This is a genomic window from Rathayibacter sp. VKM Ac-2803, from assembly GCF_009807175.1.
Taxonomy (GTDB): domain Bacteria; phylum Actinomycetota; class Actinomycetes; order Actinomycetales; family Microbacteriaceae; genus Rathayibacter.
Genome location: NZ_WUCD01000001.1, coordinates 1,844,719 through 1,861,129, shown reverse-complemented (window position 1 = coordinate 1,861,129; position 16,411 = coordinate 1,844,719). Strand labels below are relative to the sequence as shown.

Sequence of the window (16,411 nt, the reverse complement as noted above, 5' to 3'; positions counted from 1 at the left end):
CTAACCCTGCGTCGTCAGATCGAGCGGGTGACGTGCTCGGCCGAGGTGCGCAGGCGCGCCTCGACGTCGGCGGCGAGCTCGGCGACGAGCGGCCCGGCTCCACCGATCCAGGCGCAGAAGTCGTGGCGGTCGTCGGCCCACGGGTAGTCGCGGTCGATCACCGACATCTCGCCGACCCACGCGCGCACCGCGCGGTCGAGGGCCTCGCCGCGGCCGCAGAGTGCGCCGGTGCCGGGAGCGCCCGAGCGCGTCGACCGGCCGAGCCAGGTCACGCAGACGCGGCCGGGTGCGGCGAGCGGCGGGAGCCCGCGGGCGTCGTCGACCTCGATGAAGACCTGTCCGCGCGCGTTCGCCGGGAGCTCGTCGAGCATGCTCTGGATCCACGGGACGACGGTCTCGTCACCGGCGATCAGGAACTGCTTGGCGTCGACCGGCAGCGCCTCCACGGCGTCCGTCTCGCGTCCCTCGTACATGCACATCGAGAGCAAGTATAGGCATGCCTAACCTAAGCGACAACGGCCGGAGCCTGATGATCGGCCGGGCATCACCACTGCGGCGGATGGCGCCTCTGCCAGCGCGCCCGCCGCTCGAGCTGCGCGCCGATCGAGAGCAGCACCGCCTCCCCGCCGGGTCGCCCGATGAGCTGGATCCCCATCGGCAGCCCCTCGGCGGTCGTGCTCAGCGGCAGGGTGATCGCGGGCAGCCCGCTCACGTTCACGAACGATGTGTAGGGGGTGTACTGCACCTGCTGCTCGAAGTTCCGCTCCGGATCGTCGGCGGAGTACCAGCCGACCGGGCGGGGTGTCATCGTGAGCGAGGGCGTCAGCACGGCGTCGTACCCCGAGAAGGCCGCGATCACGGCGCGCTCGTAGGCCGAGAGCACCGATGCCGCCTCCATGATCCCCCGGGCGGAGCGACGGCGCCCCTCGGTGACGAGCCAGCGGGTGAGCGGCTCGAGCAGGTCGAGATCCGCACCCTCGATCGGCAGGGTGGCCGCACCGCTCTGCCAGAGCGCCCGGAAGGCGGCCGGGTACGCGGTGCTCGGAGGCAGTGCCGCCTCCTCGAGACCGTGTCCGAGCGCGTCGAGCGCCGCGATGCCCTCGTCGAGAGCTGTGCGCGCCTCGGGAGCGAGCCCGATCTCGTAGGCCTCGTCCCAGGGCGACTGCGTGAGGACGCCGATCTGGAAGCGTCCCTCTCCGCGCACGGCAGCGCCGAGGAACGACCCCTCCCCGTCGCCCGGTGCCGTGAGCGCGTACCGCTCGGGGATCGCTCCGTTGCGGCGCTCGAGCAGCCCCTCGAGCAGGAGCCCGGCGTCGGCGACCGAGCGGGTGATCGGGCCCGCGACGGTGAGTCCGCCGACGCCGCCGATCCCGGACAGCGCGGGAACGCGCCCGCGAGAGGGCTTCAGACCGACGAGCCCGCACGCCGCGGCCGGGATGCGGATCGAGCCGCCCCCGTCGGAGGCGGGCGCGAACGGCAGCAGACCGGCCGCCACCGCGACCGCCGCTCCCCCGCTCGACCCGCCGGCTCCGAGCCGGGTGTCGTAGGGCGTGACGGCCGGAGGCCCCACCCGGCTCTCGGTGTACGACGGCATGCCGAACTCGGGCGCGGCCGTCTTGCCGAGGCTGACCGCCCCGGCGGCGTCGAGCACGTCGACGATCTCGTCGGAGGCGTCAGGTACGAAGTCCGCGCGCAGCCGCGATCCGAAGGTGGTGCGCACCCCGGCGCGGCGCCAGAGGTCCTTGTCGCCGCTCGGCAGCCCCCAGAGAGCCGCAGTGCGCGGCAGCGATCCGGAGGCGAGGGACGCGGCTCGCGCGCGCGCCGCCTCCGCCGTCACGGTCGTGAACGCACCGAGCTCGCCGTTCAGCCGCTCGATGCGGGCGAGGTAGTGCTCGGTCAGCTCGAGCGGCGTGACCTCGCCGCGCTGCAGCCAGTCCCACTGCTCCTGCGCGCTGAGGTGGTGGAGTTCGAACATGGGACGACCCTATTCCGCGGCTCCTGGAAGCCTGCGGAACAGGGTCGTCGGTCGGTCTACGCGGCGCGGCTGCCGGACTCGCGGGCGCTCTCGTCGAGGCCGAATCGACTCCCGGGTGCCACGAACGTGTCGCGGTCGACCCGCGCGCCGGTCGCGATGACGGCGGAGTCGCCGATCCGCGAGTAGCTCCCGATCCGCGCGCCGGGGCCCACGATCGCCTCGGGCCCGACGTGCACGTTCGCGCCGATGAAGGCGCTGTGCCCGATCATGGCGTCGCGGTCGATCCAGCTGCCGGCGCCGATCCAGGCGCGCTCGCCGACGTTCGCCCCGGGCTCGACGTACGCACCCGTCTCGACGAACGCCGTCGCTGCCACTCGCGACCCCGGTGCGACCATGCCGCGACCGTTCGCGTGACGGCGGTAGACGATCTCGTCGTCGCCGCCGCGGGTTCCGCGTGCCTTGCTGGTACCTGTTCCTGCCATATGCCTCGTGCTCCTCCGAGCGTCCCTGGGGGCGGTGCTCCGAAGCCCCGTCCCGTCATCGGTAGACAACAGCGAGAACTGCTCAGGCATTCCCCCGACGAGGGCCGCAGCCGCGCCGGTCAACGGAGTACGAGATCGTCGTCAGGACCGAGAGGAAGGGCCTCGAGGCCGGATCCGATGACCGCATCGATGCACTCCTGCGTGCCGCCGACGACCGTGCTGTCGTAGTCGACCTCGGTCACCACGAACCAGGAGCGGTCCTCCGGCCACCAGACAGCCGGAGTGCGCTCACCGGCGAATCCCACCACATCCTCGACGGCGCCGTGGAACAGCGCGAGACCGCGCAGAGACCATGTGAACCTCGCGGCCTCGCGGGGCGGGACCGAGTCGGCCCAACCCTCCCAGAGTCCGAACCAGCAGGAATGAGGGGTCGTCGTCTGCTCCTTCAGAACGGCGGAGAGGCGTCGCGCGTCGTCGAGCAGGAGGAAGCCGACTCGTGGCGCCAGCCCCGAGGGCTCGCCCTCCAGGGAGAGGTCGATGTGCTCCCATTGAACTGTCGGCGACATCGGGACGCCCGCACGAGCAGCGAGAGACGACCACGTCTCGGGGGCGACGGAGTGCAGCACCCTCGCGAACGCGGGGTACGTCGCAGGAACCAGCTGACGGACGGTGAGACCGCCACTCGTCGACCCTCGGCTCACCCATTGTGCGGCATCGGCGTCGGACCAGGCTTCAAGCATTCAGTGTCCTTCCTCGGCAGTGGCGCTGATCCGGTAGTACACCGCCCCGTCGCCGGCTGTCGAATCGACGCTGTCGACGGACGAGCTCCTCGAGCAGTCGACCGTCCTTGCCGCACCGCCGCCCTCGAGGTTCTGTACCCGCGGGGAGAAGCCGGCGGGGAAGGTCACCGTTCCCGACCCGACTCCCCAGTACCTCCCGTTCTTGCAGGGCTTGGCCGCATTCGACGCGACGTAGAAGTCGTTGTACTTCTGCTTCCAGCCGTTCGCGGACTGAGTGCCCCGAAGACCGGTCGATGAGTGGATCGAGTCGACTCCGGACGTGCACTTGATATCCGAAGTGACATTGATCGTCCCGCCAACATGAGAGGAGTTGTGCGGATAGTGGACTTTCAAAGTGCAGGTGATGACGCGGCCCCCGGGCCCGGAGGCAGCCTCCGCCGGAGGCGCTATCGCCAGACTCGTGAGCGAGAGCGCGGCGAGAGCCGCACCGATCACACGCATCTTCATGGACAGGATCATCGTTGCCTCCAGTTGTCAGGTCGCGGTGTTCTTCAGATTCCGCCACCACCCACAACATGAGCAATCCTCCACAAAAGGGGACGGGGGCCGCTCAGCGCTCCTCGACGCGATCGGCCAGCGCCGTCACGATGGCGCGGAAGCGCTCGGGGGCAGCGCGGAGCCGCCGGCGCGCCAGGACGCCGGCGAGTGCCGACGAGGCGGTCGACGCGACGACCTCGAACTCGACGCGCGTCCCTTCCTCATCCGGCAGCACGCGCCACTGCTCGGCGCCGAGCACGGGGAGCCGGCGCTGCAGCCCGTCGTCGTCTCGCGTGTAGCCGCCGCCGTCCTCGGCCTCGAGGAGGTCGGCGAGGGCTCCGAGCACGAGCGCCGGCTCGGCGTGGAGGATCGAGGCGAGGGCGAGGAGGCTCTGCATCGCCGCAGTCTCGCACGCCGAGGCGTCAGGAGCGGGCGTCGAGCACCCGCCGGAGCCAGTCGAACGAGGCCTTGGGCACCCGATCGGCGCCACGGGTGTCGAGCGCGACGAGTCCGTGCGGCCGGGTGTAGCCGTGCTGCCACTCGAACGCGTCGACCAGCGTCCACAGCTGCACCGACTCGAGCGGCAGCCCCTCGTGGACGGCCTGGGCGAGCGCGCCGAGGTGCGCGCCGATCCAGCGGATGCGCTCGGTGTCGACGATCGCCCCGTTCCGGTCGATGCTGTCGGGGTAGCTCGCTCCGAGTGCCGTGACGACCAGCGGAGGGAGGGTGTCGCCGTAGCGCTCGACGAGCCTCCTGAGGACGGCCACCGGCGCCCACGGGGCGGACGGCGAGCCGTCGCCGGTCCGGTCGAGCTCGGGCCACGGCCGCTCGTGGAAGGGCAGGGTCGGCGGGGCGCCCACTCCGACGGGCGCGGCCGGGTCGCGCCCCGCGGCGATGCGCTGCGGAGCGAGGGGCGCGACGGCGTAGAAGTCGAGCGGTGCGCTGATCCGCTCGAGGTCGCGCGGATCGACCCGCTCCAGCTTCTCGAGGAACGGCGGCAGCTCCCCCGGCCCTGCCGGGTAGGCGCCGGTGAGGACCGCGTCGGCGACCAGCCTGTTGCGCAGGACGTCGGCCAGTGCGGCCCAGGCGCCGTCCTCCTCCGACTCGGTGGCCGGTTCGACCGGCGCCAGAGCGTCGACGAGTCCGATGCGCCCCGAGACCTCGGCGGCCCGGAGCGCCTCGACGGCGACACCGTGGCCGAGGAGCTGGTGGTGCAGCGCGGGCAGGGCGTTGAAGAGCCGCCCCGCTGCGGGAGCCTGCCGCGTGAGCGCGTAGCCCTCGAGCATCACCGTCGACGGCTGGTCGAGAGTGATCCAGTCGGCCACTCGGTCGCCGAGGCGCGAGCCGACCTCGAAGGCGAGGTCGCCGAAGCGGAGCGCCGTGTCGCGGTTCATCCAGCCGCCGCTGAGGGCGGAGGGCGTGTCGCGGTGGTGGAGGGTGAGCGCGACCCGGATCCCCGCCTCTGCGAGCGCGTCGAGCACCCGGTCGTAGAAGCCGAGACCGCCGTGGTCGATCGGCCCGCGGCCCTCGGGCTGGAGGCGCGTCCACGCGATCGAGAGGCGCAGCTCGTCGATGCCCAGATCGACCAGCAGGGCGAGGTCGTCGCGCCAGCGGAGGAGGAAGTCGGTCGCGATCTCGGGAGTCGCCTCCTCGGCGATCGTCCCGCGGCGGAGGGCGAAGTCGTCCCACACCGACCGCCCGCGGCCGCCGGTCTCGAGCGAGCCCTCGGTCTGGAAGGCGCTCTGCGCGAGCCCGACGCGGAGCCCCGGCGGGAGGAGCCGGCCGAGCTCGCGCGGATCGTCGAAGCGCACCGCCTCGGCGCGCACCCGCCGCCGATCGCGCCCGCGTGCCTCGTCCTCGCTCATCCGTGCCTCCGAGCCGTAGTGGGATGGGTATATTCTCGCGGAAGCGCTCTCCCGCCCCGGACCACGGCTCCCCCGCCCGGCGGACCCGCCTCCCTCCCTCGGTGTACATCTCGCAACGACGGTGCGGCGCGCTTGACACTGCCCGCGCACCCCCGTGCAATGGACGCAACTGTGATAGCGAGCGTCGACGTGGCAAGGCCGGGGGGTTCATCGGGCGTCCCGATGGGTCGGCTCCGCCGATCCCGCAGGAGCGGCGCCCGTCGACGCGGGGCGTTCCTCGCCGTGGTCCTGGCGACTCTCGGAGCCGCCGCGGGCCTGCTCGCCCCGTCCGCGCAGGCGGCGGCCCTCACGATCACCGCCCCCGCCTCGGGCACCGTCCTCCCCAGCCGCTCGGTGACCGCGACCGGCACCGGGACGGCCGGCGATCAGATCCAGATCAGCACGCAGAACGGCGGAGACCCGGTCTGCATCACCACCGTTGCGACGGATGAGACCTGGTCCTGCTCGTTCGAGCTCGACGACGGCCGCTTCGCGCTGACGGCCGTCGAGCTGCTCGCCACCGGCGGGACGACCTCGGCGAGCGTCGGTGTCGCCGTCCTGGGCCCGCCCGTGATCGAGTCGGTCGACGGCTCGGCGACCTCGGCCGGGTCGGTCAGCGGGACCGCCTACCCCGGTGCGAGCGTCGCCGCGACCTCCGACGGCGGCGCCTCGTGCCTGGCCACCGCCGACTCCGCCGGACGCTGGTTCTGCCAGCTCGCCCCGGCACCGGCCGCCGGGAGCCACCGCGTCACGGCGACGCAGACCGCCTCCTTCGCGGGCGGCGCCGTGTCGCCCCCGAGCGCGGCCGTGACACTGGTCGTCGACACCGTCGAACCGGAGGCGCCCACCGTCACGTCTCCCGGCGCGGGCGCCGCGCTGCCACTCGTCGGAGCCGTGTACACGGGCACCGGCGTCGACGGCACGCGCGCCTTCGTCTACGTCGACCGCGTCAACACCTGCGACGCCCCGGTGACCGGCGGAGTCTGGACCTGCACGGGCGGCACCGTCACCGCCGGTGCGCACCGTGTCTCCGCCATCGCGGGTGACGCGGCCGGCAATTACAGCTCGCCGAGCCCGTGGCTCGACGTCACCTTCGCCGCGGCGGCGACCCCCACTCCCTCGGCGACCGCGCCGACCCCGAGTGCGACCGCGACCGCGCCGGGGACCGCGAACCCGTCGACCGTTCCCGGATCGACGTCGCCGACCCCGAGGTCGACCACGCCCCGCCCCACGGCCACCTCGACCCCGACGCGACCCGGCCAGAGCTCCCCCGCACCGCAGAGCACGCAGGCGCCGGGCGCGACCGCTGCTCCGGCACCCGGCGCAGCGCCCACCGACGCACCCCCCGCCGCGCCCGCGCCCGCGCCGGCGGACGGCGGATCGGCCCCCGGCGGCTGGAGCGCCGCGACCGGCATGACCACCGCGCTCTCCTCCGGCGCCCCGCTCGTGACGATGGCCGACTGGGTGCGCTCCCTCGCTCTGGCGCTCGCCTCGCTCGCCCTCGTGATCGTCCCGGCCCGCCTGGCGGTCGCGGGCCGAGCCCCTCGGGTGCCGCGCACCTGGCAGCTCACGGGCCGCAACCGCGCCCGAGTCGAGTTCGACGACCGGCCGGAGCGTCCCGCCCCCTCGCCGCGCGCCATGGTGATCGGGACGATCGGCTGCGCCGCGGGGCTCGTCCTGCTCTCCGGACGCGTCGACGGACAGCCCGCCTACCTGAGGCTCCTGATCGCGGTGATCGTCGCGGTCGCACTCGTGAACGCCGTGGCGGCTGCGGTGCCGGCGCTCCTCGGCCGACGCCTCGGCCTCCCCGCCATCCGCATCGTCGGCGCGCCCCGCGCTCTGGTGCTCGTCGCCGGCGCCGCGCTGCTCTCGCGCTTCGCCGGTCTCGACCCCGCGTTCCTCTTCGGCGTCGTGATCGGGCTCCTCCTGCCCGACGCGACGACGGCCGTCGACAGGGCGAAGCTGGCGACCGCGCGCGTCGTCGCGCTGCTCGCTCTCGGCGGACTCGCCTGGGGCGCCTCCGACCTCGTGCCGGCCGACGGCTCGTTCACCGCGGTGCTCGCCGCCGAGGTGCTCAGCGCGACCACGCTGCTCGCCGTGGGCTCGAGCGTCGTCCTGCTCTTCCCGGTCGGCCGCCCGGCGGGTCAGAGCATCCTGCGCTGGTCGCCGGCCCTCTGGCTCGGGCTGACCCTGCTGTCGACGACCGTGCTCTTCCTCCTGCTCACCCCGACCATCAGGGCGTGGTCGAGCGACGGAGGCGCGGCACCGGCGGTGCTCGCAGTCGTCGCCTTCAGCGCGGTGTGCACGTCGATCTGGGCGTGGCGCCGCTTCGTCGATCCGGAGTAGCGGCCGCCTCAGCCGATCGTGGCGAGCTCGCGCACGTCGTCGTCCGGGAGGACGTCGGCCACGGCGCCGACGACGAACTCCCCGAGCGTCGCGATGCCGTCGTAGACGCTGAGGAAAGCGGTGTCGGCCGCATCCCGCCCGGTGGCGATCCGGACGAGGCTGGGGCGCGGAGCGAGGGTGGTCGCGTCGACCACGTGCCACTCCCCGTCGACCCACGCCTCGGCGACCGCGTGGAAGTCCATCGGCGCGAGGCCGGGCGCGTAGACGGCGACGAGCCGCGCCGGGACGTCGAGCGCGCGCAGGAGGGCGATCACGAGGTGCGCGAAGTCGCGGCAGACGCCGCGGCGGGCGAGGAAGGTGCGCTCCGCGCCGTCGGTCGGCAGGCTCGAGCCGGGCACGTACGCCAGACGGGTGCCGACCCACGAGCTGACGGCGGCGAGCAGGTCCTGGCCCGAGAGCCCCGAGAACTCGGCGTGGGCGGTCGCCGCGAGGATGTCGGACTCGGCGTAGCGGCTCGGGCGCAGGTAGCGCAGCCGGTCGACCTCCTCGCCGTCGAGCGGGCCGAGGCGCCCGTCGATGCTCGCGCTGTAGTCGACGACCAGGCTCCCGCGCTCCGCCTCGAGGACGTGCAGCCGGGTGCCGTGCTGGTCGAGGACCTCGCGCGGAGTCACGGGACGCCCGTCCAGGGACATCGACAGCGTCTCGGGGGCGCCGTACGCCGATGCGACGGTGATCGAGAAGACGAGCATCGCGGGCTGCGCGACGTCGAGGGTGAGGTGGGCCGAGACGTCGCGCTTCATGATCGCTCTTCCTGGAGTGAAGGGGATGGGCGGTGCAGGTCGGGCTGGCCCGGGCGCGTCAGGCGCCCTGCTCGCCCTTCGGCGGCGGCGTGGGCGCGGCGTCGGGCTCCTGGACGAGCTGGAGCCCGCCGGACGAGTTCGCCGACACCGTGAGCAGGTCGATCCACGTGCGGTTGATCGAGGGCACGCGCCCGCCGAAGTACTTGAAGTAGAGCGGTACCGTCGGGTCGAGCCAGATGCTCGACCGGCCGTCGCCCACGGCTGGATCGTCGCGCCACGAGAAGAAGAAGCTCTCGCGCCGCCGCAGCTTGTTGGCGATCACGATCTGGACGTGCGTGAGCGTTCGGTCGTCGAACTCGATCTCGACGCCCGAGGCGCCGTAGAGCAGCTTCCCCATGGAGGCCTCCTGCCGCCCGTCGCCGGGCGGTGCGTGACGGTGCCCGCGGGCACGAGAGGGGGGTCGCACTCGTCGAGCGCGTCCCCCGGTGATCCGGCCGTCCCGTGCTCCCGTTCCGGCAGCGCGGGCGCTCCGAACGGGCGCGAGGACCGCCTTCGCTCGACTCTAGGGGAGGCGGGCTCGCCGGGCTGGGGATTGACGGTATCGAGACCGAACGGTAGCCGCCGAGCGACCCGCCGGAGCCGCTCCCGGCGATGTCGGAGGTCGGACGTACGGTACCCGCATGATCGAATGCGGAAGCTGCGGAACCGACTCCCTCGTCCTCGACCGCTCCGGAGCGAGCGACCTCGACGACCTCGTCGTGCTGTGCGCCGAGTGCGCGCCCGGCGAGATCACGGGAGCGCTCGAGGCGGCGCTGCTGAGCGCGCCCGTCCTCGAGAAGAGCGCCCACGCGCGTGCCGCGTGACTGAGCACTGATCGGAGCGAGCGCTCTTCGTCGCGGTACGAGCGCGTACCAGCACCGGCGACTCCACGTCGGACAACGGCGTGGTGCTCGTCCGCAGGTCGATTCAGTGGTGGATCCGTTCGTCCTGGACGACCGGATCCGGCTTCCTATTGGCGGCGCCGACCCCCTGAGGCGCTGTCTCGTTCACCGGGGCTCGCTCGACGATGTAGCCGCACGAAGGAGTCGGGCCTCGTCGAGCGCGTGCGCCGGCGCGAGGGAGGACGCGAGCTATCCTCGTATCTTCGAGTGAGATGCGGGAGAGAAGCGTGGTCGAGTTCTGGCAGACCTGGTGGCTGCGTGTCGAGTGGCTGAGCCTCGTGGCCAGCGTCCTCTGGGGCCTCTGGATGCTGGCTGTTCTGCCTGCCTCCGTCATCCTCAGTACCCCCGATCACGTCACGTCCAGCGAAAGGCGCTGGCTTCGCATCCTCGGTTGGGCGAGCGTCATCAGTGGCCCGGCGAGGCCGAAGGCGTATGGGAGAGGCGCCGCGTGGAAGAGGTATTGCGCCCAATACGAGACGACCTTCCGAACGGCCGAACGCGCTCATCGCGCCCGCTTCGCGATCCCGGTCCTTCTCGCGGAGGTGTCGGTCGCGGCCGCTCTCGCGCAGCTGGCGCTGACGCTCGTGTGCCTCATTCCCTATTCGACGATCTGGTTCCCGATCTCTTTCGCGCTCGCCGTTTTCGGTTGTGCCCCGTTCTTCGTCACGATGTCTCTGCGGAATCGCCGTTGGCGCAACCGCCAGCCATTCGAATGGAGCTTCTTCGAGCAGATGCTCTGGGTTCAGAACGCTTCGAAGGACGGTCCGCTCGCTGCAGATGCGCGACGTACTGACGCCCTCGACCTGGTCGAGAGACACCTCATCGAGAGATTCGCTCGCACTCCGCTCGACCTGCCGTCACAATCTGCGCGGGCCCGGCGTTGGCAGTCGGCCTCTCTTGCCGTCATCGCGCAGCGGCCCCTTCTCGAGGACCCTGCCACCGCCGTCGAGGACTCACAGAAATGGTTCGAGAGGTGCATCGAGCTGGTTCTTCCACCCCGGAAGAAGAGCCGTCACCGGGGCGCCTCCTTCGGCGAGGGACAGCTTCCGAAGCCCCTGCCCAAGCTCAAGCAGGAGACCGCCCTCCAGGCTCCCTGGGCGATCGTCGTTCTCTACACGAACGTGCTCATGCTTCTCAGTGTCACATTCGCCGAAGACATCGGAGCTGAAGTCCGTGATCTCATCGCCGCTCCGATCACGGCGGATATCACGAGCACAATGAATGAGGTCATCACGAGTCTGACAGGCCTCGCAGCCCTGGTCGCCGCCGTGATCTCGATCGTCAGAGGATCTCGGAGATCCATTGTGCGCTGATCCCGGCGGATTCGGAGGCCTGACGGGACGAAGCGGACTGTGGAGGCGCGCGAAGGTTCCCGTGCGGCCTCCTGGAGAAGGGCCGGGGCCTGATTCGGCCTCTGCCGTCCGGATAGTGGAGAGCAGTTGGAGAGCCACGCGTCTGGTCGGAGCGCCGAACAAGATATCCGAGGCGATTCTGTGCTGATCGCCTACGTGGATGAGTCCTACAACCAGGATTACTACTTCATCGGCGCCGCCGTGACGACGAAGGAGAAGTGGGACGAACTGGAGCGGGAGTATCAACACCTGCGGCAGCGAGTGACCGCAGAGCACGGCGTTCGACTAGACGTGGAGTTCCACGGGCACGAGCTGATGGGCGGCTCGGGCGACTGGAAGGCGCTGCGCGGCAAGCATCGAGAGGCGGCGGACATCTATGCGGCTGCTCTCGCCATCGCGCGGTCCGCTGGCGTGCACTACCTCTTCCGCGGTGTGGACGTGCAGCGCTTGAACACCCGATACCAGCTCCGGAGGAAGCCGCACGGGATCGTTCTTCAACACCTTCTCGAGCGGATCAACGACTATCGCCGCGACTGCTTCTCCTCGGACCACGGGAAGGTCGTCGTCGTGGCAGATGAGATCGCGACCCAGGAAGATCACCGGCGGCAGTTCGAGAGTTACCAATTGCTCGGAACCCCAGGTTATCGATCGAGCAAGCTCGATCTGATTTCGGCCCCGATCCACTTCGCATCGTCGAAGGACACCGGAGGATTGCAGACTGCCGATCTCGCCGTGTACCTGCATCGACGGAGGAAGACAGTGACGGAGATCCACCCTAAGTCTGCGAAGACGATGGCTCGACTGGGCGGGGTGCTGGACGACTCGACGTCTCACGACCGGGTCTGGACTCCTTGAGGATCCAGCCGCTCAACGACTAAGGCCCCGCTGAGCGGGGCCTTAGGCTGGCAACGTTCCGTCATCCGACCCGTTGTGCCTCCAGGATACACCTGGATGAGGACTCCTGGTCGGCGCAACAGCATCGCTGAGAGTGCCCCCACTGGGACTCGAACCCAGACTGAAACGATTTTAAGTCGTCTGCCTCTGCCGTTGGGCTATGGGGGCGGCCGGTGGGAGACGCGAGCCCCACCGGTGACGTCAGGACTTGGCGGGCTCGCCGCCCACCGGGACCGGAGCGCCGGCCGGGCCGGGCGTCTCGGCCGGAGCGGCTGCGGCGGGAGCAGCCGGACGCGGGCGCGAGGCGTAGGTCTCGAAGGAGCCGCGCGGGTTCTCGCGGGCCTCGATCGAGGCGATGTCGCGGTCGAGCACGAGGTTGGCGGCCCAGCCGCCGACCACGCGGAGCTTGCGCTCCCACGAGGGCATGGCGAGACCGTGGTAGCCGCGGTGCATGACCCAGGCCGGGAAGCCCTTGATCGCGATCTTGCCGGACTGGAAGACGCCGACTCCGATGCCGAGACCGGCGACCGCTCCCTGGTTCTTGTGGAAGTAGTCCTTCGGGGTCTCGCCACGGAGGACGGCGACGATGTTCTTCGCCATCAGCTTGCCCTGGCGAACCGCGTGCTGGGCGTTGGGGACGCAGTAGCCGCCCACTCCGCCGCCGGTGAGGTCGGGGACGGCCGTCGCGTCGCCGGCACCCCAGGCGCCCTCGACGAGGACGTCGTCGTGGCCGACGCGGAGGTCGGCGCGCACCCGGAGGCGGCCCCGCTCCTCGATCGGGAAGTCGGAGTTCTTGATCGACGGGTTCGCCATGACGCCGGCGGTCCAGATGATCAGGTCGGACTCGAACGTCTGACCGGTCGACAGCTCGATGACGCCGCCCTCGGCCGACTTCAGCTGGGTGTCGAGGTGCACGGTCGCGCCGCGCTGGTCGAGGTTCTTGAGCACCCAGTGGCTCGTCTCGAGAGCGACCTCGGGCATGATCCGCCCCATCGCCTCGACGAGGTGGAACTGGGTCTCCTCGAAGTCGATCTCGGGGTAGCGCTTGAGCAGCGCGCTCGCGAAGGAGCGCAGCTCGGCGAACACCTCGATGCCGGCGAAGCCGCCGCCGACGACCGTGACGGTCAGCAGGCGCGATCGCTCGGGGCCTGCGGGCAGGGTCGCCGCCTTGTCGAAGTTGGTGAGGATGCGGTCGCGGATCGCGGTCGCCTCCTCGATCGTCTTGAGGCCGATCGCGTTGTCGGCGACGCCCGGGATCGGGAACGTGCGCGAGACCGAACCGGCGGTGACGACGATCTGGTCGTACTCGAAGTCGTAGGGCTCGCCGACCGTCGGGGTGATCGTCGCGGTCTTGCTCGCGTGGTCGATCTTGGTGACCTTCGCGGCGAGGATCGCGGTCTTCTTGAGGTGGCGGCGGAGCGAGACGATCGCGTGACGCGGCTCGATCGAGCCGGCCGCGACCTCGGGCAGGAACGGCAGGTACGCCATGTAGGGCAGCGGGTCGACGATCGTGACCTCGGCCTCGTTGGGGCGCAGGTACTTCTCGAGCTTCCACGCGGTGTAGAAACCGGCGTAGCCGCCTCCGACGATCAGGATTTTGGGCAAAGTACTCTCCAGAGGAATGGACCATGCGGATCACCCTGCGCAACGCGAAGTGCCCGCTCTCGACGCGGGTGGCAGCACTGACCCCGACTGGGAATCAGCTTAGCGAAGAGCGCGCCGATCGGCAGGTCGAGTAGGCGCTCGGCCTCAGCCCTCGACGAGCGCTCCCTCGAACGGCCGGCACTCGCAGCGCTCGGGCGACCAGTCGGCGCGGGCGAGGGCGAGATCGCCGATCGGATTCACTCCGGGCCCGGCGGCGAGGGAGTGACCGGCGAGCGCGTGCAGGCACTTGACCCGGGTCGGCATCCCCCCGGAGGAGATCCCCGCGATCTCGGGAACGGAGCCGATGCTCTCGCGGTCGGCGAGGAACGCCCGGTGCGCGGCGGCGTAGGCGTCGCGCAGCGCCTCGTCGGCGGCCAGCAGGTCGTTGTACTCGACCATGACCTGGGTCGCCTCGAGCTGCGAGATCGCGGCCGTCGCCGCCGGGTGCGTCAGGTAGTAGAAGGTGGGGAACGGCGTGCCGTCGCTCAGGCGCGGGCTGGTGGAGACCACGGTCGGGTTGCCGCAGACGCAGCGGGCGCTGATCCCGACGACGTCGCGGGCGGGGCGGCCGAGCTGGGCCGAGACCACGGCGATGTCGCGCTCGGTGGGCGGATCGAAGGGGGGCGTGGTCACGGCGGGCTCCAGAGGATCTGCGGGAAGAACGCTCCAGTTTACGCCGGGGCCGCTCAGGGGGCCGGATCGAGCTCCGCGGTGCTCGGGTCGCCGAGGCCGGCGACCGCGATCGAGGACAGCAGCGACCCCGCCCAGTCGGTCGCCGTCTCCTGCACGGAGTCGCTCGCGGGCTGCTCGGCCTGCTGAGCGACGGCGATGTCGTCGAGCACCAGGTAGCTGACCTCTCCCGGCATCACGAAGTAGAGCCGCTCGCGCGCCTGCGCACGGATGTAGGCGGGGTCGGACCAGCGACTGCGCTCCTCGTCGAGGTTCTGCGACTGGGTCTTGGCCGCGTCGACCGAGCGCTGCAGCTCCGAGATCTCGGCGCGCTGCTCGACGAAGTTCTTGATGCTCGGGGCGAGGACGACGACGGCCATGATCATGATCCCCATCACGAGGAGCGTGAAGCCGGAGCCGCGCACGCCGGCGAGCCAGGCGGAGGAGGGAGCGGCGGGGGGCTGGCGGGGGCGCGGACCGCGCGCGGAGGCGGGGCGCGAGGACGACGGACGGGAGCCGGTCCTCGGTGAGCGTCCGGGGGTCGACGTCGTGGGCTTCGGCTTCGACGGCTTCGACGCCGTCGGCTCCGTCTTCGGGGAGCTCTGCCGGGGGGCGCTGCCCGGGGCGGCGGGGCGGCGGGGCGGACGGGCCATGGTGCCTCCTCTGGCGGGCAGCGGCTGGGGCGGGAACGGGAGCGGCCCCGGTGCCCGCAGCGCAGTGCTGGGGCTCCGGGGCCGCTCCGGCGGGGAGAGACTACGCGGTGAAGCGCGGGAACGCGGAGCGACCCGCGTAGGTCGCGGCGCCTCCCAGGATCTCCTCGATGCGCAGCAGCTGGTTGTACTTCGCGACCCGGTCGGAGCGCGCGGGGGCGCCCGTCTTGATCTGGCCGCCGTCCACCGCGACCGCGAGGTCGGCGATGGTCGTGTCCTCGGTCTCACCGGAGCGGTGCGAGAGGATCGCGGTCATGCCGTTGCGCTGGGCGAGCGCGACCGCGTCGAGCGTCTCGGTGAGCGTGCCGATCTGGTTGACCTTGACGAGGATCGAGTTGCCCGCCTTCTCGGCGATGCCGCGGGCGAGGCGCACGGGGTTGGTGACGTAGAGGTCGTCTCCGACGAGCTGCACCTTGTCGCCGATCTCGGCGGTGAGGTGGGTCCAGCCCGCCCAGTCGTCCTCGTCCAGCGGGTCCTCGATCGAGACGAGCGGGTAGTTCGCGACGAGGTCGGCGTAGTACGCCGAGAGCTCCTCGGCCGAGAGCTTCTTGCCCTCGAACGTGTAGGCGCCGTCCTCGAAGAACTCGGACGAGGCGACGTCGAGCGCGAGGCCGATGTCGGTGCCGGGGGTGAATCCGGCCGACTCGACGGCCTTGAGGATGAAGTCGAGCGCCTCGCGGTTGGTGGGCAGATCGGGGGCGAAGCCGCCCTCGTCGCCGAGGCCGGTGGCGAAGCCGGCCTTCTTGAGCTGCGACTTGAGGGCGTGGTAGATCTCGACGCCCCAGCGCAGGCCCTCGGAGAAGGACTCGGCGCCCAGCGGGACCGCCATGAACTCCTGGATGTCGACGCCGGTGTCGGCGTGCGCGCCTCCGTTGATGATGTTCATCAGCGGGACGGGCAGGGTGTGCGCGTTCGGGCCGCCGACGTAGCGGAAGAGGTCGAGGTCGGCCGACTGCGCGGCGGCCTTGGCGACCGCGAGGCTCACGCCGAGGATGGCGTTCGCGCCCAGGCGCGACTTGTTCTCGGTGCCGTCGAGCTCGATGAGCTCGGCGTCGACGAGGCGCTGGTCGGTCGCGTCGAAGCCCTCGATCGCCGGGCCGATCTCGTCGATGACGGCGTCGACGGCCTTCTGCACGCCCTTGCCGAGGTAGCGGCCGGCGTCGCCGTCGCGCAGCTCGTAGGCCTCGAAGGCACCGGTCGAGGCGCCGGAGGGGACGGCCGCTCGCGAGGACGCGCCGTCCTCGAGCAGCACCTCGACCTCGACCGTGGGGTTGCCACGGGAGTCCAGAATTTCTCGGGCGACGACTGCCTCGATAAGGGCCACAACTATCTCCTCTTGACGGGTGGGCTCCCAGGAGGGCGGGAGCGGTCGGGAAGGAGTCTACTGACCGCCCCGGACCGCGGGAGGAACAGTGGG

Annotated in this window: 17 protein-coding genes and 1 tRNA gene; 4 read left to right on the top strand and 14 right to left on the bottom strand. The window is 71.3% G+C overall.

Annotated elements, in window-relative coordinates; all coding sequences use genetic code 11:
- Positions 1-14: 14 nt before the first annotated feature.
- The 7 genes from GRS96_RS08620 to GRS96_RS08590 all read right to left on the bottom strand — a co-directional run bounded on the left by GRS96_RS08620 (position 15) and on the right by GRS96_RS08590 (position 5,599).
- A complete protein-coding gene (locus GRS96_RS08620; RefSeq protein ID WP_159988260.1) occupies positions 15-473 on the bottom strand; it encodes an SIP domain-containing protein in 459 nt (152 codons plus the stop codon).
- 71 nt (positions 474-544) lie between these two features.
- Positions 545-1,975 (bottom strand): amidase, encoded by a 1,431-nt coding sequence (locus GRS96_RS08615; protein ID WP_159988259.1) that lies wholly within the window; start codon positions 1,973-1,975, stop codon positions 545-547.
- Positions 1,976-2,031: 56 nt separating this feature from the next.
- Positions 2,032-2,457, bottom strand: coding sequence for a hypothetical protein (locus GRS96_RS08610; protein ID WP_159857379.1), 426 nt, complete (start codon positions 2,455-2,457; stop codon positions 2,032-2,034).
- A 119-nt stretch (positions 2,458-2,576) separates the two neighbouring features.
- On the bottom strand, positions 2,577-3,197 hold the full coding sequence (locus GRS96_RS08605; RefSeq protein WP_159857381.1) for a hypothetical protein: 621 nt from the start codon (positions 3,195-3,197) through the stop codon (positions 2,577-2,579).
- On the bottom strand, positions 3,198-3,716 hold the full coding sequence (locus GRS96_RS08600) for a hypothetical protein (RefSeq protein ID WP_159988258.1): 519 nt from the start codon (positions 3,714-3,716) through the stop codon (positions 3,198-3,200). It lies immediately after the preceding gene.
- Positions 3,717-3,807: 91 nt separating this feature from the next.
- Complete coding sequence (locus GRS96_RS08595) at positions 3,808-4,131, bottom strand: hypothetical protein (protein ID WP_159857385.1); 324 nt, start codon at positions 4,129-4,131, stop codon at positions 3,808-3,810.
- Positions 4,132-4,156: 25 nt separating this feature from the next.
- Complete coding sequence (locus tag GRS96_RS08590) at positions 4,157-5,599, bottom strand: glycoside hydrolase family 1 protein (protein ID WP_159857387.1); 1,443 nt, start codon at positions 5,597-5,599, stop codon at positions 4,157-4,159.
- 222 nt (positions 5,600-5,821) lie between these two features.
- On the opposite strand from GRS96_RS08590, the gene GRS96_RS08585 reads away from it, so the two are divergent.
- Positions 5,822-7,984 carry a hypothetical protein gene (locus GRS96_RS08585; protein ID WP_159988257.1) on the top strand — a complete coding sequence of 721 codons (2,163 nt, stop codon included), beginning with the start codon at positions 5,822-5,824 and terminating at the stop codon, positions 7,982-7,984.
- Positions 7,985-7,992: 8 nt separating this feature from the next.
- On the opposite strand, the gene GRS96_RS08580 is transcribed toward GRS96_RS08585, so the two are convergent.
- Positions 7,993-8,784: a transglutaminase-like domain-containing protein gene (locus GRS96_RS08580; protein WP_159857391.1), complete on the bottom strand. Its 792-nt coding sequence runs from the start codon at positions 8,782-8,784 to the stop codon at positions 7,993-7,995.
- A 58-nt stretch (positions 8,785-8,842) separates the two neighbouring features.
- Complete coding sequence (locus GRS96_RS08575; protein WP_056042036.1) at positions 8,843-9,181, bottom strand: DUF7882 family protein; 339 nt, start codon at positions 9,179-9,181, stop codon at positions 8,843-8,845.
- A 283-nt stretch (positions 9,182-9,464) separates the two neighbouring features.
- Between GRS96_RS08575 and GRS96_RS08570 the strand changes: the two genes are divergently transcribed.
- The 3 genes from GRS96_RS08570 to GRS96_RS08560 all read left to right on the top strand — a co-directional run bounded on the left by GRS96_RS08570 (position 9,465) and on the right by GRS96_RS08560 (position 11,932).
- Entirely contained in the window at positions 9,465-9,647 is a 183-nt protein-coding gene (locus GRS96_RS08570) for a hypothetical protein (RefSeq protein WP_159857393.1), read from the top strand.
- 305 nt (positions 9,648-9,952) lie between these two features.
- Positions 9,953-11,038: a hypothetical protein gene (locus tag GRS96_RS08565; RefSeq protein ID WP_159988256.1), complete on the top strand. Its 1,086-nt coding sequence runs from the start codon at positions 9,953-9,955 to the stop codon at positions 11,036-11,038.
- Between the two features lie 180 nt (positions 11,039-11,218).
- The gene (locus GRS96_RS08560; protein ID WP_159988255.1) at positions 11,219-11,932 is read left to right on the top strand and encodes a DUF3800 domain-containing protein; all 714 of its coding nucleotides are present in this window, start codon (positions 11,219-11,221) and stop codon (positions 11,930-11,932) included.
- Positions 11,933-12,066: 134 nt separating this feature from the next.
- Here GRS96_RS08560 and GRS96_RS08555 read toward each other — a convergent pair.
- The 5 genes from GRS96_RS08555 to eno all read right to left on the bottom strand — a co-directional run bounded on the left by GRS96_RS08555 (position 12,067) and on the right by eno (position 16,318).
- Positions 12,067-12,139 (bottom strand) — tRNA-Leu (locus GRS96_RS08555).
- 33 nt (positions 12,140-12,172) lie between these two features.
- Positions 12,173-13,576, bottom strand: a complete 1,404-nt coding sequence (locus GRS96_RS08550; RefSeq protein WP_159857399.1) for an NAD(P)/FAD-dependent oxidoreductase — start codon at positions 13,574-13,576, stop codon at positions 12,173-12,175.
- A 144-nt stretch (positions 13,577-13,720) separates the two neighbouring features.
- Positions 13,721-14,248: a DUF501 domain-containing protein gene (locus GRS96_RS08545; protein ID WP_159988254.1), complete on the bottom strand. Its 528-nt coding sequence runs from the start codon at positions 14,246-14,248 to the stop codon at positions 13,721-13,723.
- A gap of 53 nt (positions 14,249-14,301) precedes the next feature.
- The gene (locus tag GRS96_RS08540) at positions 14,302-14,937 is read right to left on the bottom strand and encodes an FtsB family cell division protein (RefSeq protein WP_159857403.1); all 636 of its coding nucleotides are present in this window, start codon (positions 14,935-14,937) and stop codon (positions 14,302-14,304) included.
- Positions 14,938-15,037: 100 nt separating this feature from the next.
- Complete coding sequence (gene eno, locus GRS96_RS08535; RefSeq protein ID WP_159857404.1) at positions 15,038-16,318, bottom strand: phosphopyruvate hydratase; 1,281 nt, start codon at positions 16,316-16,318, stop codon at positions 15,038-15,040.
- Positions 16,319-16,411: the final 93 nt, after the last annotated feature.

Coding starts and splice junctions, on each gene's coding strand:
- GRS96_RS08585 (WP_159988257.1), top strand. CDS start 5,822: ATGGGTCGGCTCCGCCGATCCCGCAGGAGCGGCGCCCGTCGACGCGGG.
- GRS96_RS08590 (WP_159857387.1), bottom strand. CDS start 5,599: ATGAGCGAGGACGAGGCACGCGGGCGCGATCGGCGGCGGGTGCGCGCC.
- GRS96_RS08605 (WP_159857381.1), bottom strand. CDS start 3,197: ATGCTTGAAGCCTGGTCCGACGCCGATGCCGCACAATGGGTGAGCCGA.
- GRS96_RS08540 (WP_159857403.1), bottom strand. CDS start 14,937: ATGGCCCGTCCGCCCCGCCGCCCCGCCGCCCCGGGCAGCGCCCCCCGG.
- GRS96_RS08610 (WP_159857379.1), bottom strand. CDS start 2,457: ATGGCAGGAACAGGTACCAGCAAGGCACGCGGAACCCGCGGCGGCGAC.
- GRS96_RS08600 (WP_159988258.1), bottom strand. CDS start 3,716: ATGATCCTGTCCATGAAGATGCGTGTGATCGGTGCGGCTCTCGCCGCG.
- GRS96_RS08575 (WP_056042036.1), bottom strand. CDS start 9,181: ATGGGGAAGCTGCTCTACGGCGCCTCGGGCGTCGAGATCGAGTTCGAC.
- GRS96_RS08615 (WP_159988259.1), bottom strand. CDS start 1,975: ATGTTCGAACTCCACCACCTCAGCGCGCAGGAGCAGTGGGACTGGCTG.
- GRS96_RS08570 (WP_159857393.1), top strand. CDS start 9,465: ATGATCGAATGCGGAAGCTGCGGAACCGACTCCCTCGTCCTCGACCGC.
- GRS96_RS08580 (WP_159857391.1), bottom strand. CDS start 8,784: ATGAAGCGCGACGTCTCGGCCCACCTCACCCTCGACGTCGCGCAGCCC.
- GRS96_RS08620 (WP_159988260.1), bottom strand. CDS start 473: ATGTACGAGGGACGCGAGACGGACGCCGTGGAGGCGCTGCCGGTCGAC.
- GRS96_RS08595 (WP_159857385.1), bottom strand. CDS start 4,131: ATGCAGAGCCTCCTCGCCCTCGCCTCGATCCTCCACGCCGAGCCGGCG.